14 protein-coding genes are annotated in these 24,255 nt (G+C 69.3%); 7 read left to right on the top strand and 7 right to left on the bottom strand.

The annotated features are described in order from the left end of the window. From KY661_RS35100 to KY661_RS35085, 4 genes are all read right to left on the bottom strand, one after another. A partial coding sequence (locus KY661_RS35100) for a transposase (RefSeq protein ID WP_225414340.1) occupies positions 1-266 on the bottom strand: 266 nt, incomplete at its 3' end. Positions 267-368: 102 nt separating this feature from the next. Beyond that, the gene (locus KY661_RS35095; RefSeq protein WP_225414339.1) at positions 369-830 is read right to left on the bottom strand and encodes an SRPBCC domain-containing protein; all 462 of its coding nucleotides are present in this window, start codon (positions 828-830) and stop codon (positions 369-371) included. A 150-nt stretch (positions 831-980) separates the two neighbouring features. After that, positions 981-9,110 (bottom strand): adventurous gliding motility protein AgmC, encoded by an 8,130-nt coding sequence (agmC, locus tag KY661_RS35090; protein WP_225414338.1) that lies wholly within the window; start codon positions 9,108-9,110, stop codon positions 981-983. Between the two features lie 18 nt (positions 9,111-9,128). Then, a complete protein-coding gene (locus tag KY661_RS35085) occupies positions 9,129-10,928 on the bottom strand; it encodes an OmpA family protein (protein ID WP_225414337.1) in 1,800 nt (599 codons plus the stop codon). A 374-nt stretch (positions 10,929-11,302) separates the two neighbouring features. On the opposite strand from KY661_RS35085, the gene KY661_RS35080 reads away from it, so the two are divergent. Continuing rightward, positions 11,303-13,564, top strand: coding sequence for an HYR domain-containing protein (locus KY661_RS35080; RefSeq protein ID WP_225414336.1), 2,262 nt, complete (start codon positions 11,303-11,305; stop codon positions 13,562-13,564). Then, positions 13,561-14,700 (top strand): aminotransferase class V-fold PLP-dependent enzyme, encoded by a 1,140-nt coding sequence (locus KY661_RS35075; protein WP_225414335.1) that lies wholly within the window; start codon positions 13,561-13,563, stop codon positions 14,698-14,700. The genes KY661_RS35080 and KY661_RS35075 overlap by 4 nt, the downstream gene beginning before the upstream one ends. 12 nt (positions 14,701-14,712) lie before the next feature. Here the strand turns inward: KY661_RS35075 and cysK are convergent, their stop codons facing one another. Next, on the bottom strand, positions 14,713-15,624 hold the full coding sequence (gene cysK / locus KY661_RS35070; protein ID WP_075004665.1) for a cysteine synthase A: 912 nt from the start codon (positions 15,622-15,624) through the stop codon (positions 14,713-14,715). Between the two features lie 34 nt (positions 15,625-15,658). Continuing rightward, on the bottom strand, positions 15,659-16,504 hold the full coding sequence (gene epsC, locus KY661_RS35065) for a serine O-acetyltransferase EpsC (protein ID WP_225414334.1): 846 nt from the start codon (positions 16,502-16,504) through the stop codon (positions 15,659-15,661). Between the two features lie 119 nt (positions 16,505-16,623). On the opposite strand from epsC, the gene KY661_RS35060 reads away from it, so the two are divergent. The 5 genes from KY661_RS35060 to KY661_RS35040 all read left to right on the top strand — a co-directional run bounded on the left by KY661_RS35060 (position 16,624) and on the right by KY661_RS35040 (position 23,155). Then, positions 16,624-18,267 carry an AMP-binding protein gene (locus KY661_RS35060; RefSeq protein ID WP_225414333.1) on the top strand — a complete coding sequence of 548 codons (1,644 nt, stop codon included), beginning with the start codon at positions 16,624-16,626 and terminating at the stop codon, positions 18,265-18,267. 7 nt (positions 18,268-18,274) lie between these two features. Beyond that, the gene (locus KY661_RS35055) at positions 18,275-18,742 is read left to right on the top strand and encodes a YqaA family protein (protein WP_225414332.1); all 468 of its coding nucleotides are present in this window, start codon (positions 18,275-18,277) and stop codon (positions 18,740-18,742) included. A 157-nt stretch (positions 18,743-18,899) separates the two neighbouring features. Next, on the top strand, positions 18,900-20,591 hold the full coding sequence (locus tag KY661_RS35050; RefSeq protein ID WP_225414331.1) for a lamin tail domain-containing protein: 1,692 nt from the start codon (positions 18,900-18,902) through the stop codon (positions 20,589-20,591). A gap of 88 nt (positions 20,592-20,679) precedes the next feature. Further along, positions 20,680-22,812: a dipeptidyl peptidase 3 gene (locus KY661_RS35045; protein ID WP_225414330.1), complete on the top strand. Its 2,133-nt coding sequence runs from the start codon at positions 20,680-20,682 to the stop codon at positions 22,810-22,812. A gap of 139 nt (positions 22,813-22,951) precedes the next feature. Then, positions 22,952-23,155, top strand: a complete 204-nt coding sequence (locus KY661_RS35040; protein ID WP_225414329.1) for a hypothetical protein — start codon at positions 22,952-22,954, stop codon at positions 23,153-23,155. A 7-nt stretch (positions 23,156-23,162) separates the two neighbouring features. Here the strand turns inward: KY661_RS35040 and KY661_RS35035 are convergent, their stop codons facing one another. Continuing rightward, positions 23,163-24,254, bottom strand: a complete 1,092-nt coding sequence (locus KY661_RS35035; protein WP_225414341.1) for an AI-2E family transporter — start codon at positions 24,252-24,254, stop codon at positions 23,163-23,165. Position 24,255 lies beyond the last annotated feature (1 nt).

Below are 24,255 nucleotides of genomic sequence, written 5' to 3'. Positions count from 1 at the left end.
GGCACCAGAGCCGCGCCCTTCTCGGCGGGCTTCGGACGGCGGTGTCCCGCGGGGCGCCCCTTGCGCCACTCGTAGAGTGTCGGCCCGGACACCCCCAGCTTCTGCGCCGCGTCCGTCACCGTCCCATCCTTCGCCACGGTGTGCTCGGCGTAGCGCACCGCGAAGGCGCGCAGCGCCTCCGGGAACGGCAGCGAGCCACTGCGCCGCCCGGCCTTCAATCGCTGCGCTTCCTGACGGAATTGCTCCAGTTCCTTCTCCAACTCCATGGACCACCTCCTGGCGTGTGGCCAAGGGAGGTCTCACGAGAGGCCGGAGCCCGTCACGACGGGGCACGGCGAGGTCTTACGCCTGTTCCGCCGTCCGGGGGCTTAGCGGGCCTCGACGAGCGCTGCGAGTCTCGCGAGTGACAGCCGCCAGCCGGTCTCGTTGTCCTCGGCCGGCACGCCGCGAGGCAGGCCCTCGTGGACGGCGAGCACATCGGTGCCACCGTCTGCTGCATCCGTGAGGGTGAGTGTGAGCGTCATCTCGCCGCGCAAGGCGGGATCCTCTGTCTCGAACTCGACCACTTCGACCACCTGCTCGTCCTGCACGAGCTTCACGAAGCGGCCGTGGTACGTGTCGGTGTGCGCGGTCGTCTTGCCTGTGCCGGTAGGCATGTCGTAGGTGAGCGAGATCCGGATCAAGCCCCCTTCACGCGGGTCGAACGCATGGACGTGGCTGGTCATGCCGGGTGGCACCCTCCAGGCCGCGATGGAGCGCGCATCCACCAGCGCGCGATAGACGCTCGCGCGAGGGGCGTTCACGTGGCAGCGGATTTGGGTCGAGCTCATGCTCGGACGGTAGCGCGTCCGGCGAGCGTTTCCAGCGCCCTCGCTGGGCGTCTCTTCACCATGCTCACGGGCCGGGGCGTGAGCGGGCGGGGGCGGGGCCGCGTGCTCTGAACAGAGACACGCGGCCCAGAAAGCCCCAGCCGGACGGGCCTACGGCCGGCGCTTCCGGGTCAGCAGCGCCGAGAGCGCCAGCCCCATCATCGCCAGCAGGCCCGGTCCCCCGCTGGTCGAGGTGCACCCATTGCCCAGGAGCGCCCAGTCGCTCGGAGGCGTCAGGACGTTCCAGGTAGCCGAGGCGGGCGTCGGGTCCACGTTGCCCGCGCTGTCCCGGGCACGCACCTGGAGCGAGTGGCTGCCCTCGGCAAGCCCCGGGAAGGTGGGCGCTTCCTCGCAAGGAGTGAACGCGGCGTTGTCGAGGCTGCACTCGTACGTCACGTTCGCCTCCGTGGCGCTGAACCGGAACGAGGCATCGGCCTCGAAGGTGTCGCCCGAGGGGCCCGAGACGATGGAGGTGTCGGGGGCGCTCGTGTCGACCACGAAGTTCACCGGGACGGAGGGGGCGCTGACATTGCCGGCCAGGTCCGAGGAGATCGCAGTGACACGATAGGGGCCGTCCTGCAGCGGCGTGGGGGGCGTGAGCGTCCACTGGCCCGCGGCATCCGCCGTGGCGGTGCCCAGCACGGCTCCGTTGAGGGTCACCTCCACCGTGCTGAGCGGCTCGGCGGTTCCGGAGATGGCAGGCGTGGTGTTGTTCGTCACCGAGCCCTCGGCGGGGGTGGTCACCACGGGGGCCTGGGGGGCGGTGGTGTCGATGGTGAAGGTGTTGACGTTGGACGACAGGCTCGCGTTGCCGGCCAGGGTGGTGGCCACGGCGCTCACCTCGTAGGTGCCCTCCTCAAGGGGCGAGGAAGGCGTGAAGCTCCAGTTGCCGCTGGCGTCCGCGGTGGTGGTGCCCAGCTCGACGTTGCCCAGGTAGAGCGTCACCGTGAGGTTGGCGTCGGCGGTTCCCGTGAACGCAGGCGTGGTGTCGTTCGTCACCGACTGGTGCGCGGGGGTGAGCACGACCGGCGCCGCCGGCACGGTGGTGTCGACGATGAAGGTGTGGGTGTTGGACTCGGGGCCCGTCTGGCCCGCCGCATCGGTGGCGGTGGCCTTCACCTGGTGGGTGTCCGCGGAGAGCCCCACGGTGGGGGTGAAGCTCCAGTTTCCACTGGCGTCCGCTTTGGTGGTGCCCACCGGAGAGCCATCGACGATGACGGTGACGGTGGATCCTGCCTCGGCGGTGCCCGAGTACGTGGGCGTGTTGTCGCTGATGACGGCGCCATCCGCGGGGGTGATGACCACGGGAGCGGCGGGGGCGGTGGTGTCCACGATGAAGGTGTGGGTGTTGGACTCAGGGCTGACGTTGCCCACGGAGTCCGTGGCGGTGGCCTTCACCGTGTGCGAGCCATCGGCCAGGGCGGTGGTGGGCGTCAGGCTCCAGTTGCCGCTGGCGTTGGCGGTGGTGGTGCCCACCGGAGTGCCATCCACGATGACGGTGACGGTGGTGCCCGCATCCGCGGTGCCCGAGTAGGTGGGCGTGGTGTCCATGAGGACGGCGCCCTGGGCGGGGGCCACGACGACGGGGGCCGCCGGGGCCGTGGTGTCGATGGTGAAGGTGTTGACGTTGGACGGAGGGCTGATGTTGCCCGCCGCATCGGAGGCCGTGGCCCTCACGGTGTGGGGGCCGTCCGCCAGGGGCACGGTGGGGGTGAAGCTCCAGGCGCCGCTGGTGTTGGCGGTGGCCGTCCCGGCGGGGGTGCCATCCACGATGACGGTGACGGTGGCACCAGCCTCGGCGGTGCCCGAGTAGGTGGGCGTGCTGTCGCTCAGGGTGGCGCCATCCGCAGGGGTGATGACCACGGGAGCGGCGGGCGCGAGGGTGTCGATGAGGAACAGATGGGTGTTGGACTCAGGGCTGACGTTGCCCACGGAGTCCGTGGCGGTGGCCTTCACCGTGTGCGAGCCATCCAGCAAGGGCGCGGTGGGGGTGAAGCTCCAGTTGCCGCTGGCATCCGCCGGAGCCGTGCCAATGGGAACGCCATCGACAATGACGGTGACGGTGGTGTTCGCATCCGCGGTGCCCGAGTAGGTGGGCGTGTTGTCACCGAGAACAGCACCGTTGGCGGGGGTGACGATGACGGGGGCCGCCGCGGCGGTGGTGTCGATGGTGAAGGTGTTGGTGTTGGACTCAGGGCTCGTGTTGCCCGCCGCGTCGGTGGCGGTGGCCTTCACGGAGTGAGAGCCGTCCGCCAGGGGCACGGTGGGGGTGAAGCTCCAGGCGCCGCTGGCGTTGGCGGTGACCGTCCCGGCGGGGGTGCCATCCACGATGACGGTGACGGTGGCGCCCGCTTCGGCGGTGCCCGAGTAGGTGGGCGTGCTGTCGCTCAGGGTGGCACCGTTCGAGGGAGCGATGACCACCGGAGCCGCAGGCGCGGTGGTGTCCACGATGAAGGTGTTGGTGTTGGAGGGAGGGCTGACGTTGCCCACGGAGTCGGTGGCCGTGGCCCTCACCGTGTGCGAGCCGTCCAGCAGCGGCGCGGTAGGCGTGAGGCTCCAATTGCCGCTGGCATCGGCGGTGACGGTGCCCACGGGGCTGCCATCGACGATGACGGTGACGGTGGAGCCCGCCTCGGCGGTGCCTGAGTAGGTAGGCGTGGTGTCCGTGAGGATGGCGCCATTGGCGGGAGCCGTGACGGCCGGAGCGGCGGGAGCCGCGGTATCGACGATAAAGGTGTGGGTGTTGGACTCAGGGCCCGTGTTGCCCGCCGCATCGGTGGCAGTGGCCTTCACGGAGTGAGGGCCGTCCAGCAGAGGAGCGGTAGGCGTGAAGCTCCAGGCACCGCTGGCATCCGCAGTGGTGGTGCCGGCGGGAATGCCATCCACGATGACGGTGACGGTGGAGCCCGCCTCGGCGGTGCCCGAGTAGGTGGGTGTGTTGTCGCCGGTGGTGGACCCATTGGCCGGGGTGATGACGGCCGGGGCCGCAGGCGCGGTGGTGTCCACGGTGAACGTGTTGGTGTTGGACTGAGGACCGGTATTGCCCACGGAGTCGGTGGCCGTGGCCCTCACCGTGTGAGTCCCATCGGCCAGGGGCGTGGTGGGCGTGAAACTCCAGGCGCCACTGGCGTTGGCGGTGGTGGTGCCTACCGGAGAGCCATCGACGATGACGGTGACGGTGGAGCCTGCCTCGGCGGTGCCCGAGTAGGTGGGCGTGTTGTCGCCGGTGGTGGACCCATTGGCCGGGGTGGTGACGACCGGAGCCGCCGGGGCCGTGGTGTCCACGATGAAGGTGTTGGTGTTGGACGAGGCGCTGACGTTGCCCACGGAGTCGGCGGCGGTGGCGCTCACCGTGTGAGAGCCATCCAGCAGGGGCGCGGTGGGGGTGAAGCTCCAGGCACCGCTGGCGTTGGCGGTGGTGGTGCCAGCGGGAATGCCGTCCACGATGACGGTGACGGTGGAGTCGGCCTCAGCAGTGCCCGAGTAGGTGGGGGTGTTGTCGCCGGTGGTGGACCCATTGGCCGGAGTCACAACCACCGGGGCCGCAGGCGCGGTGGTATCCACGGTGAACGTGTTGGTGTTGGACTGAGGACCGGTATTGCCCACGGAGTCGGTGGCAGTGGCCCTGACGGAGTGAGTCCCATCGGCCAAGGGCGTGGTGGGGGTGAAGCTCCAGGCGCCACTGGCGTTGGCGGTGGTGGTGCCCACCGCAGTGCCATCGACGATGACGGTGACGGTGGAGTTGGCCTCGGCGGTGCCCGAGTAGGTGGGCGTGTTGTCGCCGGTGGTGGACCCATTGGCCGGGGTGGTGACGACCGGAGCCGCCGGAGGCGTGGTGTCCACGATGAAGGTGTTGGTGTTGGACGAGGCGCTGACGTTGCCCACAGAGTCGGTGGCGGTGGCGCTCACGGTGTGAGAGCCATCCGCCAGAGGAGCGGTAGGAGTGAAGCTCCAGGCACCGCTGGCGTTGGCAGTAGTGGTGCCCACCGCAGAGCCATCGACGATGACGGTGACGGTGGAGTTGGCCTCAGCGGTACCCGAGTAGGTGGGGGTGGTGTCCTGAGTGGTGGACCCGTTGGCCGGCGTCACAACCACCGGGGCCGCCGGGGCGGTGGTATCCACGATGAAAGTGTTGGTGTTGGACGAGGCGCTGACGTTGCCCACGGAGTCAGTGGCGGTGGCCCTCACCGCGTGAGAGCCATCGGCCAGAGGCGCAGTGGGGGTGAAGCTCCAAGAGCCACTGGCGTTGGCAGTGGTGGTGCCCACCGCAGTGCCATCGACGATGACGGTGACGGTGGAGCCCGCCTCGGCGGTACCCGAGTAGGTGGGGGTGGTGTCCTGAGTGGTGGACCCATTGGCCGGGGTGGTGACGACCGGAGCCGCCGGGGCGGTGGTGTCCACGATGAAGGTGTTGGTGTTGGACGAGGCGCTGACGTTGCCCACGGAGTCGGTGGCCGTGGCCCTCACCGTATGAGAGCCATCCAGCAGAGGTGCAGCAGGCGTGAAGCTCCAGTTGCCGCTGGCATCCGCGGTGGTGGTGCCGGCGGGAATGCCATCCACGATGACGGTGACGGTGGAGCCTGCCTCGGCGGTGCCCGAGTAGGTGGGCGTAGTGTCACTGGTGGTGGACCCATTGGCCGGAGTGATGACGACCGGAGCCGCAGGCGCGGTGGTATCCACGGTGAACGTGTTGGTGTTGGACGGGAGGCTGGTGTTGCCCGCCGCGTCGGTGGCTGTGGCCCTCACGGAGTGAGATCCGTCCAGCAGAGGCGCAGTGGGGGTGAAGCTCCAGGCGCCGCTGGCGTTGGCAGTAGTGGTGCCCACGGCAGAGCCATCAACGATGACGGTAACGGTGGAGTTGGCCTCAGCGGTACCCGAGTAGGTGGGCGTGTTGTCGCCGGTGGTAGACCCATTGGCCGGGGTGGTGACGACCGGAGCCACCGGGGCGGTGGTGTCCACGATGAAGGTGTTGGTGTTGGACGGGGCGCTGACGTTGCCCACGGAGTCGGTAGCGGTGGCCCTCACCGTGTGAGAGCCATCGGCCAGAGGCGTGGTGGGGGTGAAGCTCCAGGCGCCGCTGGCGTTGGCAGTGGTGGTGCCCACCGCAGTGCCATCGACGATGACGGTGACGGTGGAGTTGGCCTCAGCGGTGCCCGAGTAAGTGGGGGTGGTGTCCTGAGTGGTGGAACCGTTGGCCGGAGTCACAACCACCGGGGCCGCCGGGGCGGTGGTGTCGATGATGAAGGTGTTGGTGTTGGACGAGGCGCTGACGTTGCCCGCCGCGTCGCTGGCGGTGGCCCTGACCGAGTGAGTCCCATCGGCCAGGGGCACGGCGGGGGTGAAGCTCCAGGCGCCGCTGGTGTTGGCGGTGGTGGTGCCCACAGGGCTGCCATCCACGATGACGGTGACGGTGGCACCGGCCTCGGCGGTGCCCGAGTACGTGGGCGTGTTGTCCGAAAGGACCGCACCATTCGAGGGCGTGGTGACCACCGGGGCCGCCGGAGGCGTGGTGTCCACGATGAACGTGTTGGTGTTGGACTCAGGGCTCGTATTGCCCACGGCATCCGCCGCGGTGGCCTTCACGGTGTGAGGGCCGTCCAGGAGGGGCGCGGCAGGCGTGAAGCTCCAGGTGCCACCGGCGCTGGCGGTGGTGGTGCCCACGGGAACGCCGTCCACGATGACGGTCACGGTGGAGCCTGCGTCTGCGGTGCCCGAGTAGGTGGGCGTGGTGTCGCTGGTGGTGGACCCATTGGCCGGGGTGATGACGGCAGGGACCGCCGGGGCCGTGGTGTCGATGGTGAAGGTGTTGGTGTTGGACTCAGGGCTGAGGTTGCCCGCCGCGTCGGTGGAGGTGGCCTTCACGGTGTGGGAGCCGTCCGCCAGGGGCACGGTGGGGGTGAAGCTCCAGGTGCCGCTGGTGTTGGCGGTGGTGGTGCCCACGGGAACGCCATCGACGATGACGGTGACGGTGGAGCCCGCCTCGGCGGTGCCCGAGTAGGTGGGCGTGTTGTCGCTGGTGGTGGACCCGTTGGCCGGGGTGGTGACCACAGGCGCCGCCGGGGGCGAGGTGTCCACGATGAAGGTGTTGGTGTTGGACGAGGCGCTGACGTTACCGACCGAGTCGGTGGCGGTGGCCCGCACCGAGTGAGAGCCATCCAGCAGCGGCGTCGTGGGGGTGAAGCTCCAGTTGCCGCTGGCATCGGCGGTGACGGTGCCCACGGGGCTGCCATCGACGATGACGGTGACGGTGGCGCCGCCCTCGGCGGTGCCCGAGTACGTGGGGGTGTTGTCGCTGGTGATGGAGCCGTTGGCCGGCGTCACAACCACCGGGGCCGCCGGGGGGGTGGTGTCGATGATGAAGGTGTTGGTGTTGGACTCAGGGCTCGTGTTGCCCGCGGTGTCGGTGGCGGTGGCCTTCACGGAGTGAGGGCCGTCCAGCAGGGGCGCGGTGGGGGTGAAGACCCAGGCACCGCTGGAATTCGTCGTCGTGGTACCCACGGGGATGCCATCCACGATGACGGTGACGGTGCTGAAGGGCTCCGCCGTGCCGGAGTAGGTGGGCGTGTTGTCCGTGAGGGTGGTGTTGTTCGCCGGGGTGGAGACCACCGGTGCGGCGGGGGGCGTCGTGTCCACCACGAAGGTGTTGGTGTTGCTGTCCGGCCCCTCCAGCCCGCCGGCGATGGCCGTGGCGTAGACGGTGTGGGTTCCCGGAGCCAGGGGCGTGGTGGGCGTGAACGACCAGTTCCCGGCGCTGTCGGGGACCACCTGGCCCGCCGCGATGCCATCCACATAGATGATCACCTCGGTGCCCGCGGGCGCGGGGACAGGCACCGTGCCCGTGTACGTGGGCGTCGTGTCGTTGGTGCGCGAGTTGTGGGCCGGCGTCAGCACCACCGGCGCGGGCACGGGGGAGTAACACCCCGGAACGACGGAGAGGACTCCGTCCGAGCCCGCCTCGGCGCCATAGGGATCCTCCAGGCCCGTCTGCACACCGGAGCTTCCTCCGCTCATGGCGCTGGACGGCAGCACGCAGGTGCCGCCACAGGACTGGAAGACAATCTGTCCGCCACCGCCGCCGCCGCCCGGGCCGGACGGGTTGGCCGAATTGCCGCCGTTGCCTCCGTAGGCGTGAACGCGGGTGTAGTTGCAGTCCGCGTCTCCCGTGAAGCGGAGGTGGATGGTGCCGCCGCCACCACCGCCGCTCGCGCCATCCGCGGTGACGTTCGAGGCCAGGAATCCATCGGCCAGAAGGGAGCCGTTGCCGGCCATCCCGCCCGCGCGGATGAAGACGATGCCACCGCCCGAGCCGCCGGCGGCGGTCGAGGTGTTCTTGACGTGACCTGCGCCTCCGCCACCGCCCAGGGTCAGGCGGGCGAGCGGTGAGTAGAGCAGGGCGGCGCCTCCCTCTCCGCCGACGTCCCGGTAGTCCTCGCTGTTTCCACCACGGCCGCCGGGGCCTCCGTTTCCTCCGCCACCGCCGCCCGACCGGAGGCAGACGCCACCGCCTGCCCCGTTGGTCATCCGGCCGCGGCCGGTGACACCCGCCCCATAACGGGTCTGGGCAATGCTCTCACCCTTTTGTGCGCCGGACGCCGCGGGCTGATCCAGGTCTGAGCAATCGGTGGTGCTGCTGTTGTCCCGCACCGCCTGTCCGCCTCGCATGCCGCGGCTCGTGGCGGTGATGGAGCCGTTGTTGGTCACGATGCCCTGGGCGAGGAAGGCAACGACGCCACCCGTGCTCCCATCCCAGCCGCGGGCCGTGATGACGCTCGTCGAGCCGAGGGTGACGGTCGTGTACTCCGGCACCCGGATGACCTGGGTGACGGTGGCCGCGTAGGAGTAACTCAGCGGCTCCGTCAGGGTCAGCACCGTCGAAGTGGCCGAACTCAGCCGTGCCAGCTCCCACCGGCCCACCGGATCATTCGACAGATCGATGGCGTCCGGTCCGCTTGAGCCAGGCTCGGGGACGATGCCCGTCGTCTGGAGCACCATCACCAGATCGCCCCCCCCGGCGGTCCAGCCCGCGGTGGGCGTAATGGGGATCGAAGTGTCTCCGGGGGCCAGCGGGGCCCGGACCCGGGCGTACTGGTTGACGATATTGGTGCCGCCGGGCGCAAAGGCCCCGTTCCTTCCGGTGCCCACGCCGAACAGGTCTGGTGCCGCCAGGGCGGGCAGGGCGCACGCGAGCACCGCCAGCAGCGCGGTGGGGAGGGTGTTCCTCAGGATGGATGGAGTCTTCATGATGTGGGCTCCCCGCGGTTACGGCTGGCCGCCCTCGCGGGGCGTGGTGAGGAATTCGACCCGGCGGTTGGCCGCCCGGCCTTCGACGGTTTCATTGGAGGCGACGGGGTACTCGCGCCCGTAGCCCTTGGCCACCAGGCGGTTGCCGGGCACGCCGCGCGAGATGAGGTATTCGCGCACCGCTTCCGCGCGCTTCTGGGACAGCTCGCGGTTGTAGTCCAGGCTGCCGCGCTCGTCCGTGTGGCCCTCGATCCAGACCTTCTCCAGCTCCGGGTGCTCGATGAGGATCCGCGCCACCTGATCCAGCAGCGGGTTGCTGCGCGGCAGGATGCTGGCCCGGTCGGAGTCGAAGAAGACCTTGTCCTTGATCTCGATGCGGTCGCGCTGGATCTCCACCAGCTGCTGCTGCTGCACCGGGCAGCCCTGGTTGGAGACCGGCCCCGGCTCGGTGGGGCAGTTGTCGCGGTGATCCGGCAGCGTGTCCTGGTCCGTGTCCTTCGCGGGGCAGCCCTTCAGCTCGGGGATGCCGGGCACCTGCGGGCACTTGTCCGCGGAGTCCTCGATGCCATCGCCATCCGTGTCCGGGCAGCCCTGGAACTGCTCCACGCCGGGCACCTGCGGGCACTTGTCCGCGGAGTCCTCGATGCCATCGCCATCCGTGTCCGGGCAGCCCTGGAACCGCTCCACGCCGGGCACCTGCGGGCACCGGTCATCCGGATCCACCCGCCCGTCGCCATCCGAGTCCTTCACCGGGCAGCCCTGGGCATCCACCCGGACGCCCTGGCCCACGCCCTGGCAGGTGTCGGCGGCGTTCGTCACCCCGTCGTTGTCGTCATCCAGGTCCGGGCACTGCTCGGTGGTGTGCTTGCCTCCCGCCACGCACCGGAACGGCGTGTTCACCAGCGCCACGCCCAGCAGGCCCCGGAAGGACGGGGTGCCCGGCGCATCGCCCACGCCCGCGCCCAACATCGCATAGCCCTCGAACGCGCTGCTCAGCGGCAGCCGCACCCCGGCCAGCGCCTCCACGGCGTTGCCGGAGCGCTCGAAGGGCGCGGACACCAGCACGTTCAGCTCTCCGCGTACGCCCTCGTTGGTGGTGGCCAGCACCGCGCCCAGGCGCAGCTCCTTGCCCAGCTCGTCCTGGATGTTTTCGTCCTCCACCAGCACGGTGCGCGAGCGCAGCGTGAGCCCCGCATCCAGCGCGGCGCGCAGCAGGCCGAAGCGCCGGCCCACCATCACGCTGGGAATGAGCCGCACCGAGCCATCCTTCGCCAGGGCCGCGGCGCTGCCCACGGGCAGCCCCACCTGTGCGCCGATGGCGAGATCCACCGGCTGCTCATCCGCCTGGGCCAGCAGCGCCACCCGCGCCGACACATAGGGGGTTCCCAGCGCCAGCCCCTCGGCGGGCCGGTCCAACCCGTAGGGCGTCAGATCATCTCCGCCCTGCGTCAGCAGCACCGGCACCTGCACTCCCAGTTCCAGCCAGTTGAACACGCCGTAAGCCGCCGCCAGGTGAGCCGTGACTCGCTGCTTCACCAGCGCGCCCAGTTCCTCCCCGTCCTTGAAGAGGACCAGCGGGTCTTTCTGGTAATGGCCGGTGAGCGAGAAGCGGTAGCCGCCGCGGTTGAGCACCTCGCCGGTGCCCACGAGCAAGGAGCCCTTGCCGCTGGGGTTGAGCGTCAGGCGCTCCAGTTCGATGTCGGGGAGCCCCTGGGGCTGCGCGAGCGCGGAGGTGCCCAGGAGTGCTGTGGCCAGCGCGAGCACCCAGGCCCAAGCGGCCGGGGTCCGCGCCGGGGCCACGCGTCGAGAGGTCTCCACCGGGGATCCTGCGAGCGGTGTGGCTTCGGTCATGTCGTCGTCATCCTGCGAGGGCGGCAAGAGGGGGCGGGGTGGTGCGGACTGCGCCGGGCCGGGACGTTTCCGGACGCGAGCATCCAGGGCTCGCGTTGCGCCTTCAGCTTGCCACGAGGACAGGGGAAGAAGCAGCGCGGAGGCCCAGAAACAGGGCCGGCGTGGCCTCGCGCATCTTCGCACAAGCCGCGCGTTCCACCACTATGGCGCCCAGATTGAACCTCTCGCATGTCAGCGGATCCGTCCGCCCCGCCGGAAGCGGCAGGCAAGCGCGGGCCGCCGCAGAAGTAGGAGAGTGCGGCACATGAGAAATGAGGCGAGTCCTGAAGTAGAACGAGCGCATGTGGCGCCCACGGCCTTCACTCCTGACGCTCTTGCTGCTCTCCCCCTGGGGACTTCTCTCCCGTCCGGCGTACGCGCAGTCCTCCGGAGGTGAGCACCTCCTCAAGAGCTGCGAGGAGACGAAGCCCGCCCTGGTGAAGGACATCGCGGAGGGGTGTGTCGGCACCCAATGTGCCGGCTCCGTTCCCACCGGCATGGTGGACATGGGCGGAGTGCTCTACTTCCAGGCCTCCGACGGGGGGCAGGGGCTTGGGCGCTATGGCTCCGAGCTCTGGCGGAGCGATGGAACGCCGGCAGGGACGTGGCTCGTCAAGGACATCGCCGAAAATCCCGACGATCCCAACTCGGATCCCCGGGAACTCACGGTTGTTCATGGAACCTTGTTTTTCGTGGCTACCCAGAACGGCAAGCCAACCCTGTGGAAGAGCAATGGAACTCGGGAGAGCACCCAGTTCGTCCACAACTTGGACTCGAACGAAGCCGAGATGGAACTGACGGCCCTGGGCAACAGGCTCATCTTCAAGATGAAGGGACAGGGGGGCAGCACGAAGCTGTGGAGGAGCGATGGGAGCGCAGGCGGCACCGTGGAGGTGGCGGCCGCGAACGGGGTGAATTACTCGAATCCGCAGTTCCTGACGCCCCTGGGGGACGGGAGGATCTACTTCCAGGCCTGGGACAGCAGCCACGGGGCCGAGCTGTGGAAGAGCGATGGGACGCCCGAGGGCACCCTTCAGGTGAAGGACCTGTGGCCCGGGGGCGATGGGGCCCCGTCGGATCTCACCGTGGCGAATGAGCAGCTGTTCTTCCGGGCCATCAATACGCCCGGGGGCAACTACAAGCTGTGGAAGTCCTCGGGCAGTCCGGAGAACACCGAGCTCGTGCTGGGCATCACCGGCGACGGCCCCCTGGAGGACCTGACCGCCGCCGGGGACTTGCTCTTCTTCACCATCAGGGACGGGCAAACGGTGCTGTGGGTGTACCGGGATGGGTGGGGCGCGAGGAACCTGCGCAGCTTCTCCTCTCCGCTCTCGCAGCTCACCCACGTGAGTGGCCTGCTCTTCTTCATGCACAACAACGAGCTGTGGAAGAGCGATGGGACGAAATCCGGGACCCAGCTCGTGAAGAACTTCGACACCACCCCCATCTCGCTGATGGCCCCGGGGCCGGGCATGGCCATCCTCGTGGCGGACGACCCCGAGGGCGGCTACTCGCTCTGGAAGAGCAATGGCCAGCCCACGGGGACCCTGAAGATGGCCAGGTACCCCTATCAGGCAGGGATTCCCTCGCCCACGACCACCATCGTGAGCGCGCTGAACAAGCTCTTCTTCGTGGCCACGGAGTACAAGGACAACAAGCCCTTCGTGGGGGATGAGCTGTTCTCGGTGGACTTCAATCAGGTGGACTGCACTCCGCCGGAAGTCACCTGCGCGGGGCCCATGACGGTGGAGGCGCTCAGCCCCGGCGGGGCACAGGTCCAGTTCCTGCCTCCGAAATCCATCAGCGACGACTCGCTGCTGCCCGTCAAGGAGCCGGAGTATACGCCTGCGTCTGGGACCCGCTTGCCCTGGAGTCAGACGTCGCCTACCCCTGTGACCGTGACCGTCAAGGATGGGGTGGGCAATCCAGGGACTTGCACGATGGAGGTCTTCGTCCGCGACAGCACCGCGCCGTGGATTCAGTGCCCGCCGGAGAGGCTGTACGCGGAGGCCACGGCGATGGAGGGCGCGCCCGTCTTCTTTCAGGTGTCCGCCAATGACGCGGTCGTCCTGGACAGGGTGGAGCTCAGCGCGCCTTCCGGGAGCTTCTTTCCGTTGGGAGAGACCCAGGTCAAGGCCACGGCGGTGGATGGGGCGAACAACCGGAGCGAGTGCACCTTCTGGGTCGACGTGAAAGACCGGATGCCCCCCTCCATCGAGTGTCCCGGGCCACAGACGGTGGCGGTGCAGGGGGAGGACGGGGGCCGTGTCGAGTTCGCCGAGGCGTCCGCGCAGGACAACGCGGGCTCGCCCGAGGTGCGCTACAGCCCCGAGCAGGGCAGCGTCTTTCCCGTGGGGGAGACGGTGGTGACCGCCACCGCGACGGATGCGGAGGGCAACACCGTGAGCTGCACCTTCCCCGTCACCGTGACCGGCGGGGGCAGCGAGGGCGAGGGCGAAGGCTGTGGCTGCCGGTCCGGGGGCGTGGCGGGGAGTGTCGTGTGGCTGCTGCTCGTGCTGTTCCCCGCCTGGACGCGCCGCCGGGCCGGTAAACTGGGCGCGTGAGCGCTTCGATCGAAACCTACCGGGCCCAGTTTCCCGTCCTCGCCCAGCAGCTCTACTTCAACCACGCGGGCGTGGCGCCCACCAGCCTTCGCGTGGCCGCCGCCGTGCGCGAGTGGATGGACGACGTGGTGCAGCACGGCGTGAAGCACGAGCGCGGGTGGGAGGCGCGGGCCGAGCAGGCCCGGGGGCTGGCCGCGCGCATCATCGGCGCGGCCCCGGAGGAGATCGCCTTCGTGCGCAACACCAGCCACGGGCTGGGGCTGGTGGCCGAAGGGCTGGACTGGCGGCCCGGGGACGAGGTGGCGGTGGCCACCGCCATCGAGTACCCCTCCAACGTCTATCCGTGGCTCCACCTGAAGGACCGGGGGGTGGAGGTGCGGGAGATCTCCGCCCCCGGGGGCGGGGTGACGCCCGAGGCAGTGGCCGCGGCGCTCACGCCGCGCACGCGCCTGGTGGCGGTCAGCTCCGTGCAGTTCGCCAGCGGCTTTCAGACAGACCTGGAGGCCATCGGCGCGCTGTGCGAGCGCGCGGGCGTGCTGCTGTGCGTGGACGGCATCCAGAGCGTCGGCTGCACCCAGGTGGACGTGAAGCGCTGCCGGATCCACTTCCTGAGCGCCGACAGCCACAAGTGGATGTTGGGCATCTCGGGAATCGGCTTCCTCTACGTGGACCAAGCGCTGCTGCCCCGGCTGCGGCCGGTGCTCGTGGGCTGGCGGAGCACCACGGACGCGTGGAACTTCAACCGCTCCCACTTCGAGCTGCGCCCGGACGCGGGGCGGCTGGAAGAGGGCAGCCACGCCTTCACCGGCATCTACGCGCTGGGGGCCGCCCTGGAGCTGCTCCTGGAGGTGGGCATGCCCACCATCGAGGCCCGCATCCGGGCGGTGGTGGCCACCCTGGACGAGGGGCTGAAGGAGCTGGGCTGCACCACGGGGCCCTCGCCGGAGCACCGGGCTGGCATCCTCACCTTCGTCCCCCCGAGGGGCGAGGCGCGGACGCTGGCGGCCTGGCTGGGGGAGAGGGATGTGAGCCTCTCGCTGCGCCGGGGCCGCGTCCGCCTGTCCCCTCACTTCTACACCTCGCCCGAGGACGCCGGGCGCCTCCTGCAGGAGGTCCGCGGCTTCCTCGGCAGGTGAGCCCTGGGGAACCTAGAAGAGGTTCTCGATGGAGAGGTAGCGCTCGCCCGTGTCGTAGCAGAAGGTGAGGATGCGGCTGCCGTCCGGAACCTCGGCGAGCTTGCGGTTCACCGCGGCCAGCGCGGCGCCGGAGGAGATGCCCACGAAGATGCCCTCCTCGCGCGCGGCCCGGCGGGCGAAGTCGAACGCCTCCTCCTCCGGAATCTGCACCGCGCCGTCGATGGCTTCCATGCGCAGGTTCTTGGGGATGAAGCCCGCGCCGATGCCCTGGATGGGGTGGGGGCCGGGCTGGCCGCCGCTGATGACGGGCGACTTGGTGGGCTCCACGGCGAACACCTTCAGCTTGGGCCACACCTTCTTCAGCTCCTCGGCGCACGCGGTGATGTGGCCGCCGGTGCCCACGCCGGTGATGAGGTAGTCGAGGCCCTCGGGGAAGTCCGCGAGGATCTCCTTCACCGTGGTGCGCTTGTGCACCGTGATGTTGGCCTCGTTCTCGAACTGCTGCGGCATCCACGCGTTGGGCGTGCTGGCCACCATCTCCTGCGCCTTCGCGATGGCGCCCTTCATGCCCTGGGCCCGCGGGGTGAGCTCGAAGGTGGCCCCGTAGGCCGCCATCAACCGGCGGCGCTCCAGGCTCATGGACTCGGGCATCACCAGGATGAGCTTGTAGCCCTTCACCGCCGCGGCGATGGCCAGGCCGATGCCGGTGTTGCCCGAGGTCGGCTCGATGATGACGCTGTCCTTCTTGAGCAGGCCGCGCTGCTCGGCATCTTCGATCATCGCCAGGCCAATGCGGTCCTTGATGCTGCCGCCGGGGTTGGCCCGCTCCAGCTTCATGTAGACCGTGACGCGCGGGGCGAACAGCCGGTTGATGCGCACGTGGGGCGTGTTGCCGATGGTCTGAAGGATGTTGTCGACTTTCATGGGATGGGCCTCGGGATGGCGCGGCTGCGCGGGGTCAGATGTGGAATTCCAGCTCGCCCAGATCGGAGTCGGAACCCCGCTGGCGCACTTCGGTGCGGCGGCTGACGACGGACTGGGGGGGCACGCTCTGGGTCAGCCAGGCGTTGCCGGCGATGATGCTGCCCCGGCCGACGATGGTGTCGCCGCCCAGGATGGTGGCGTTGGCGTACACCACCACGTCGTCCTCGAGCGTGGGGTGGCGCTTGCTGTTGGCCAGGCTCTTCTGCACCACCAGCGCCCCCAGCGTCACGCCCTGGTAGACCTTCACCCGCTCGCCGATGACGGTCGTCTCGCCAATCACCACGCCCGTGCCGTGGTCGATGACGAAGCGCCGGCCAATGGTGGCCCCCGGGTGGATGTCCACCCCGGTGCGCTGGTGGGCGAACTCGGTGAGCAGGCGCGGCAGCAGCGGAAAGCCGAGCTGGTGCAGCGCGTGCGCCACGCGGAAGATGGCGATGGCGTAGAAGCCTGGGTAGGTGAGGATGACCTCGTCCACGTTGCGCGCGGCCGGATCCGCCTCGAAGATGGCATCGGCGTCCTGCCGCAGCCAGTCATAGATGTCCGGCAGCTCCGCCATGAAGCGCTGCGGGACGGACTCCTCGGTGCCGGGGTAGAGGGGCCGGAGCAGCGCCAGCAGCCGCACGAGGTTGGCCTCCACGCCCATGACATCGCGCCGGATGGCGGGAGCGGTACACTCCAGCCGCTCCGCGAAGTGGGGAAAGAGCAGGCCCAGGACCTGCTTGACGAACTCCGGGGCCGCCGTGGCGATCTCAGAGGGGAAGCACTGGCGCTGGCGGCTTTCCAGCAAGAGCGCGAGCAGCCTGTCGTGAGGGGCGTCCATGGAAGGGGAGCGGAGGTTATCCCATCAACGGTTGGGGGACGGAGGTTTTTCCACTATAACGGACGGAGTTTTTGGCGCCACGCGTGGCGCCGGTTTCCCCTTCCGGTGGAGGATGGGTCATGGCCTTCGCTCCGTCCTATGTTCATGGTCCGAGCAGCACCGCGCTGCTGGGGGAAACCATCGGTGAGAACCTCCGCCGGACGGTGGAGCGCCATGGGGACCGCGAGGCGCTGGTGGCGTGCTCGCAGGGCTTCCGGGCCACCTACCGGCAGCTCTGGGAGCTGACCACTCAGGCGGCGCTCGGGCTGCTGGCGCTCGGGGTGAAGAAGGGGGACCGGGTCGGGCTCTGGTCTCCCAACCGGTACGAGTGGGTGGTGGCCCAGTACGCCATGGCGCGCGTGGGGGCCATCCTGGTGAACCTCAACCCGGCCTACAAAACCTCGGAGCTGGAGTACGCGCTGCGCCAGTCCGGCACGGGCGTGCTCCTGCTGGCGAAGGGCTTCCGGCAGACGGACTACCGGGCGATGGTGGCGGAGGTCCGTCCCCAGTGCCCGGAGCTGAAGACCTCGCTGGTGCTCGATGAGGACTGGGCGGGCCTGCTGGCCCAGGGCGCGGCGGTGAGCGCGGACACGCTGGCGGAGCGCGAGGCGTCGCTCCAGTTCGATGACGCCATCAACATCCAGTACACCTCGGGCACCACGGGCTTTCCCAAGGGCGCGACGCTGTCGCACCACAACGTGCTCAATAACGGCTTCTTCATCGGGGAGACGCTGCGCTACGGCCCGGAGGACCGGGTGTGCATCCCCGTGCCGTTCTACCACTGCTTCGGGATGGTGATTGGCAACCTGGCGTGCACCTCCCATGGGGCGTGCATGGTCATTCCCGCGGAGGCCTTCGAGCCCCTGGCGGTGATGGAGGCGGTGCAGGCCGAGCGCTGCACGTCCCTCTACGGCGTGCCCACGATGTTCATCGCGGAGCTGGACCACCCCCGCTTCGGAGAGTTCGACTTCCGCTCCCTGCGCACGGGCGTGATGGCCGGCTCGCCGTGCCCCGTGGAGGTGATGAAGAACGTGCAGGCGCGGATGAACATGCGCGAGGTGACCATCTGCTACGGCATGACGGAGACCTCGCCTGTGTCCACGCAGAGCTCGCTGGAGGACCCCCTGGACCGGCGCGTCTCCACCGTGGGGCGGGTCCACCCGCACCTGGAAGTCAAAGTCGTCGATCCGGAGTCGGGCGCGGTGGTGCCCCGGGGCACCTCGGGCGAGCTGTGCACGCGCGGCTACAGCGTGATGCTCGGGTACTGGAACAACCCGGAGGCCACGCACGCGGCCATCGACCCGGCTGGGTGGATGCACACCGGGGATCTGGCCACCCTGGATGCGGAGGGCTACGTGAAAATCGTCGGCCGCATCAAGGACATGATCATCCGGGGCGGGGAGAACGTGTCCCCGCGCGAGGTGGAGGAGTTCCTCCACACCCACCCGGGGGTGAGCGAGGCCCAGGTCATCGGCGTGCCGAGCGAGAAGTACGGCGAGGAGGTGATGGCGTGGGTGAGGGCCAAGCCCGGCGTGACGCTCACCGAGGCGGAGCTGGAGGCCTTCTGCAAGGGCCGCATCGCCACCTTCAAGATTCCCCGGTACTGGAAGTTCGTGGACGCGTTCCCCATGACGGTGACGGGCAAGGTCCAGAAGTTCCGGATGCGCGAGCAATCCGTGGCGGAGCTGGGGCTCCAGCGCGCCGCGGCCGTCCAGACGGCGTGAGGCCCGGATGGATCCCGGCACGCTGGCTACCTGGGGCCTACCCGGGCTCTTCCTGATCGCCATGATGGCGGGCTCGGTGGTGCCGGTGCCCTCCGAGGCACTGCTCGTGGCCATCATCTATGGAGGCGTCGCGCCCAGCACGGCGGCCACCGTGGCCACGGTGGGCAACGTCCTCGGGGCGCTCTCGCTCTACGTGCTGGGCAAGTGGGTCTCCCGAGGGGGCGGGGGAAGGCTTGGCCGGTGGGTTGCCCGCCGCCGGGAGCGCGAGGGGCCCCGGCTGGCGCGGGCCGAGGCGTGGATGCGCGCCTGGGGCGCCCCGGTGCTCATCCTCTCGTGGATGCCCGTGGTGGGGGACGTGTTCGTGCTCGGCGCGGGTGTGGCCGGGGTCCGGCTCCTGCCCTTCCTGATCTTCACCGCGATGGGAAAGGGACTGCGGTACGGCATCGTGGCGGTGTCGGCCATGTCCGCTTTGTGAGCGCGTGAGAATTTCACCCGGATGCCACGCAACGCTTCCGGGGACTGGGCAGATAACAAAACAAGGTGAGCCAGGCTCCGTGCCTGTTTCACCCGGAGACGTGGTGTCTCGTGCCATCCCCCTTCACCGCGCCCTGCCCAGGGTAGGAACTGACATCTTGCGAATTTCCAAAACCGCCTCACGGGACGTGCTTGCCGCGGCCCTGCTCCTGCTGACGTTCGTGGCTTGTGGTGCGCAACCGGAGGGGGAAGCCGAGGACACCCTGGCATCCCAGGAGTCCGCGCTGGCCAGCGTCCGGGTGCGCCTCATGGCCGCCAACATCACCAGCGGCAACCTCCAGAGCTACGATCCCGGTCACGGCACCCGCCTCTTCCAGGGGACGGATCCGGACATCGTGATGATTCAGGAGTTCAACTACGGGGACAACTCGGCCGCGTCGATCCGGCAATTCGTGAATACGGCGTTCGGCTCCAACTTCTATTACTACCGGGAGGGGGGCGCGCAGATCCCCAACGGCGTCATCAGCCGCTACCCCATCATCGCCTCGGGCGAGTGGGATGATCCGCAGGTCGACAACCGGGACTTCGCCTATGCGCGCATCGACATCCCGGGGCCCAAGGACCTCTGGGTGGTGAGCGTCCACCTGCTCACGGCCAGCAGCACCACGCGCAACACGGAGGCCTCCAGCCTCGTCAGCCGCATCAAGGCCAGCATCCCCGCGGGGGACTACCTGGCCATCGGAGGGGACTTCAACACCGACAGCCGCTCGGAGTCCTGCTTCTCCACGTTCTCCCAGGTGGTGGTGACGAGCAGCCCCTACCCGGCGGACAAGAACGGCAACACCAACACCAACGCATCGCGAGGCAAGCCGTATGACCATGTCCTCGTGAACAGCGGCCTGCGCGCCTACCAGACGGCGACGGTCATCGGCGGGAGCACCTTCGCCAACGGGCTGGTGCTGGACTCGCGCGTCTACTCCCCGCTCGCGGAGATCTCCCCCGTGCAGAGCGGGGACAGCGGCGCCACGAACATGCAGCACATGGCCATCATCAAGGACTTCCTCATCCCCAGCGACACCACCTCGGCGGGCCTCTCGGTCGGCGCGCCCAACGGCGGCGAGAGCTGGGCTGCGGGCAGCAGCCAGTCCATCACCTGGACGGCCTCGGGGGTGACGAACGTGAAGGTGGAGTACTCGCTCAACGGTGGGTCCACCTGGACCGTGCTGTCCTCCAGCACCGCGGCGTCCACGGGCCGCTACACCTGGACGGTGCCCAGCAGCGCCACCACCACCGCCCGGGTGCGGGTGAGCGATGCGGCCAACGCGGCCCTGAGCGACACGAGCGACGCGGCCTTCTCTATCACCACCGGTGGGGGCGGCGGCACGGGCACGGTGTTCGTCAACGAGGTGCTGGCCAACGAGGCGGGCTCGGACGTGAACGGCGAGTTCGTGGAACTGGTCAACCCGGGCAGCACGGCGGTGAGCCTCGCGGGGTGGACGCTCTCCGACGCCGCGAGCGTCCGGCACACCTTCCCGAGCGGCACGACGCTGGCCGCCGGGGCCGCGCTGGTGGTCTTCGGCGGGGCCTCGGGGATTCCGTCCGGCATTCCGGCCGTGGCGGCCTCCACGGGCACCCTGGGCCTGTCCAACAGCGGGGACACCGTGACGGTGAAGAACAGCGCGGGCACGGTGGTGGACACCGCCACGCTCAGCTCCGCCCTCTGTGGCACGGATGGGGTCTCGGCCAACCGCAGCCCGGACGGCAGCAGCAGCGGCGCCTTCGTGCTGCACACGGGCCTCGCGGGGACGGGCTCCTCACCGGGCAAGCGGGCGAGCGGGGCGGGCTTCTAGGGCCGTTCCGGGCAGGAGGGCCGCCGCAAACTGGAACCGGGGGAGGACGGGTGTTAACTGCCTCGTTCCACCCTTTCCGGGAGCCTGCTTGAACGCCCTCCTCCTGGCCGTCGCGCTGGCCGCCGCTCCACAGCCGAAGGCGCCCCCTCCGGCCCCCGCCAGTACGCCCCTGGAGGCGAAGGACTTCCTCCAGTCGCGCACCAAGAACATCGCCATCGCGCGCCTCTTCGCGCCCGGCGTGGCGTCGCTGTCCACGGACGAGAAGCGGGTCCTCTGGAACCTGACGCTCGCCGCCCACGCCGGCCAGGACATCGCCTACGACCAGCTCGGCTGGCGGCTGGTGGCCGTCAAGCGGCTCCTGGAGAACGTCTACCTCTTCGGCAAGGAGGGGCAGGGCGGCCCGGGCCTGTTCGACAAGCGGCTCACGGCCTACCTGGAGCGCTTCTACGGGCACATGGGCAACCATGACCATGTGACGGGCCAGAAGTTCGTCCCGGAGTTCACCGCCGGGGAGCTGGAGGCCGCGGCCGTGCGGGCCTTCCGCGCCGGCGCCGCCTTCGGGGTGAAGGACGAGGTGGCGCTCCGGGCCTGGCTGGTGGAGCTGCGGCCCACGATCTTCGATGCCTCCTTCGAGCCCGCCCTCACCTCCAAGTCCCCGCCCGCTGGCCAGGACATGGTCACCGCCTCGGCGAACACGGCCTACGGGCCTGGGGTGACGCTGGCGGACGTGCGGGACTTCAAGGAGAAGTACCCGCTCAACAGCCGGCTGGTGAAGGAGAACGGCAAGCTGGTGGAGCAGGTGTTCCGCACCGGGGCGGGCAAGGTTCCCCCGGGGCTGTACGCGGTGGAGCTGGGGCGCGTCACCAGCCACCTGAAGGAGGCGACGAAGTCCGCCCCCAAGGACCAGAAGGCCGTGCTGGGCAAGCTGGTGCGCTACTTCGAGACGGGCAACCCCAAGGACTGGGACGCCTTCAACATCGCCTGGCTGAAGGCGAACCCCCGCGTGGACGCCACGATGGGCTTTGTCGAGACGTACGTGGATCCGCTGGGCCAGAAGGGCCTGTGGGAGGCGCTCGTCAACTACCGGGACCCCCAGGAGAACCGGGTGATGGAGCTCATCGGTAAGCGGGCGCAGTACTTCGAGGAGCGGATGCCCTGGCCGCAGGCCTACAAGCGCAAGAAGGTGTCGCTGCCGGTGGCCAAGGCCATCGACCTGGTGGCCACCTACCCGCAGCCCCCCGCGGGCATCAACCTGCCCAACGAGCAGCACATCCGCGAGAAGTACGGCAGCAAGAGCGTGATGGTGGCCAATGTCATGGAGGCGGCCTCCGCGCTGCGGCGGCTCCCGCTGGCGCTCGAGTTCTCCCGGACGCCCGAGGACCGGGCCCAGGCCGCGAAGCACTCCGCCACCGCGCGCAAGTGGCTGGTGGCCTTCCACGAGGTGCTCGGCCATGCCTCCGGGCAGGTGGACAAGAAGCTCGGAAAGCAGCCGCCCTCGCGCTTCCTCAAGGAGTACGACAACACGCTGGAGGAGGCCCGGGCGGACCTGGTGGCGCTCTGGCACGCCTTTGATCCCGCCCTCGCGGCGCTGTCCCCGGAGCACGAGCAGATCGCCCAGCAGATGTACCGGGACTTCCTCGTGGAGGGGCTCACCAACATGCAGCGCGTGGAGAAGGGCAACGCCTTCGAGGAGGACCACCAGCGCGGCCACCACATGACCGTGAACTTCCTCATCGAGAAGGGCGCGGTGAAGCCGACGGTGGAGGGCGGCCGCACCTACTGGACGGTGGTGGACTTCAAGAAGATGCGCGAGGCGGTGGGCGAGCTGCTCTCGAAGCTGATGGTCATCAAGGCCACTGGCGACTACGAGGGCATCCGCACCCTGGTGACCCAGAAGGGCATCCAGTTCGACCCGAAGCTCCGCGACGAGGTCGCCGCGCGGGTGAAGGCCGCGGATGTCCCCTCGGTGCTCTTCCTCACCGCGCCGCGCCTCGTGCCCGTCCTCGACGACCGGCGCCGGGTGGTGGACGTGAAGGTGGAGTCCACCCAGGGCTTCATCGAGCAGCACCTCGAGCGCAGCGTGCTCGGCAGGCTCCCGCCAGCGGAGGCCTCCGTGGCCGCGGCCCGGCTGGCCAGCGCGCCGGATACATTGAAGGAAATGTATCGCAAGCTCCCACAGGTTCCCGGCGAGCTGCCGGCGAAGGTGCCCGCGGTTCCCTGAAGGGAGCAAGGAAGGGCTCGGCAGGGAGCTTCCTGGAAGCCGGACTTGGGTCAGGGGTGTTCAGGAACGAACGCAGGGGCGGCATGTGGATTGCTGTTGCCCGGCGAGCGTCACGAACCCGCTGCCGAGGATCCACGGGATGGCCTCAGATGCGTTTGACAAGGACTTCCAGGGGAAGCCGTTCATCCTCGCCCTCGAGCCCAAGCCGTGCCGCTGGGCCGCCGAGGCCCGGCGCCTGAGCGAGCTGCTGGCACGGCACCGGGAACCGGAGGGGGCCAGGCCCCGCCCCTTCGAGGACCTGGACAGCATCTGGCGGGACGAGGAGCCGCTCCACTCCTGGTAGGGCGCCCTTAGACGGGCGGGGTGGGCGGCGCCGCGGCCTTTGGGGAGGCCCGGCCGTAGTCCCGCTCGTAGATGCGCACGACCGCCAGGAAGAAGGCGACGATGAGGGGCCCGAGCAGGAGCCCCACGGTGCCGAAGGCAGCGAGGCCTCCCAGCAGGGCGAAGAAGACGATGGCCCCGTGCATGTCCATGCCCCGCTTGGCGAGCAGCGGCTTGACGATGTTGTCCACGAGCCCCACCACCACCACGCCCCAGATGGCCAGGAAGAGGGCGGCCCAGGGGTGGCCGGTGATGAGCAGCAGCAGGGCCGCGACGAAGCACACCACCGCCGCGCCAATGGCGGGAATGAGCGCCAGGAAGAACGTCACCGCGGCGAAGAAGAAGGGCACCGGCACCCGGGCGATGAGGTAGCCCACCAGGGCGGCCAGGGCCTGGACGCCCGCCGTGACGGCCGAGGACACCAGCACGGCGATGGTGACGTGGCGGAACTCCAGGAGGATCTCCGTGGTCTGCCCGCGCTTGAGGGGCACGACGCTCTCGAGCCACTCGACGAGCCGCTTGCCATCCACCAGGAGGAAGAAGAAGGCGATGAGCATCATCGTCGTCTGGAAGGCGAAGGAGCCCGTGGCGGCTACCACCCCCGTGACGGCCCGGGCGGCGGTGCCCCCTGTGCTGCTCACCTGCTGCTGGATCTTGTCGTCCAACTTGAGCTCCTCGATGGCGAAGCGGTCGAGGAAGCCCTGCACGGGCTTTTGCACCGAGCTGGGCAGCTGGTTCACCAGCCCATCCATGCCCTCCGTCTTCAGCGTCTCGCTGACGAAGCGCACCCCGTCGACGGCCTCGGAGACCAGGAAGGCGGTGAAGCCGGTGAGCGGCAGCAGCAGGGCGACGATGACCCCGAAGCACAGCAGGCCCGCCGACAGGTTGTTGCGGCCCCGCAGCAGCCGGGTGAGCCGTTTGTGGGCGCCATAGAGGGCCCCGGCCAGCACCGCCGCCAGGAAGAAGCCGTTGGCGAACGGCCAGACCACCACGCCGAGCAAGAAGATGGAGAGGATGATGAGGCCGGTGAAGACCCGCCGGGCGACGAGATCCGAAGTCATG

Origin of the sequence: Allostigmatella hybrida (assembly GCF_020103775.1) — a bacterium.
GTDB lineage: Bacteria > Myxococcota > Myxococcia > Myxococcales > Myxococcaceae > Hyalangium > Hyalangium aurantiaca.
Note: the sequence above shows the minus strand (reverse complement) of the source record. Positions and strands in the feature narration are given on the sequence as shown.

What these genes read in the sequence shown, in the direction of transcription:
- epsC (WP_225414334.1), bottom strand. Translation starts at nt 16,504, where the DNA reads ATGGACGCCCCTCACGACAGGCTGCTCGCGCTCTTGCTGGAAAGCCGC.
- KY661_RS35080 (WP_225414336.1), top strand. Translation starts at nt 11,303, where the DNA reads ATGTGGCGCCCACGGCCTTCACTCCTGACGCTCTTGCTGCTCTCCCCC.
- KY661_RS35035 (WP_225414341.1), bottom strand. Translation starts at nt 24,254, where the DNA reads ATGACTTCGGATCTCGTCGCCCGGCGGGTCTTCACCGGCCTCATCATC.
- KY661_RS35060 (WP_225414333.1), top strand. Translation starts at nt 16,624, where the DNA reads ATGGCCTTCGCTCCGTCCTATGTTCATGGTCCGAGCAGCACCGCGCTG.
- KY661_RS35095 (WP_225414339.1), bottom strand. Translation starts at nt 830, where the DNA reads ATGAGCTCGACCCAAATCCGCTGCCACGTGAACGCCCCTCGCGCGAGC.
- KY661_RS35055 (WP_225414332.1), top strand. Translation starts at nt 18,275, where the DNA reads ATGGATCCCGGCACGCTGGCTACCTGGGGCCTACCCGGGCTCTTCCTG.
- agmC (WP_225414338.1), bottom strand. Translation starts at nt 9,110, where the DNA reads ATGAAGACTCCATCCATCCTGAGGAACACCCTCCCCACCGCGCTGCTG.
- KY661_RS35040 (WP_225414329.1), top strand. Translation starts at nt 22,952, where the DNA reads ATGGCCTCAGATGCGTTTGACAAGGACTTCCAGGGGAAGCCGTTCATC.
- cysK (WP_075004665.1), bottom strand. Translation starts at nt 15,624, where the DNA reads ATGAAAGTCGACAACATCCTTCAGACCATCGGCAACACGCCCCACGTG.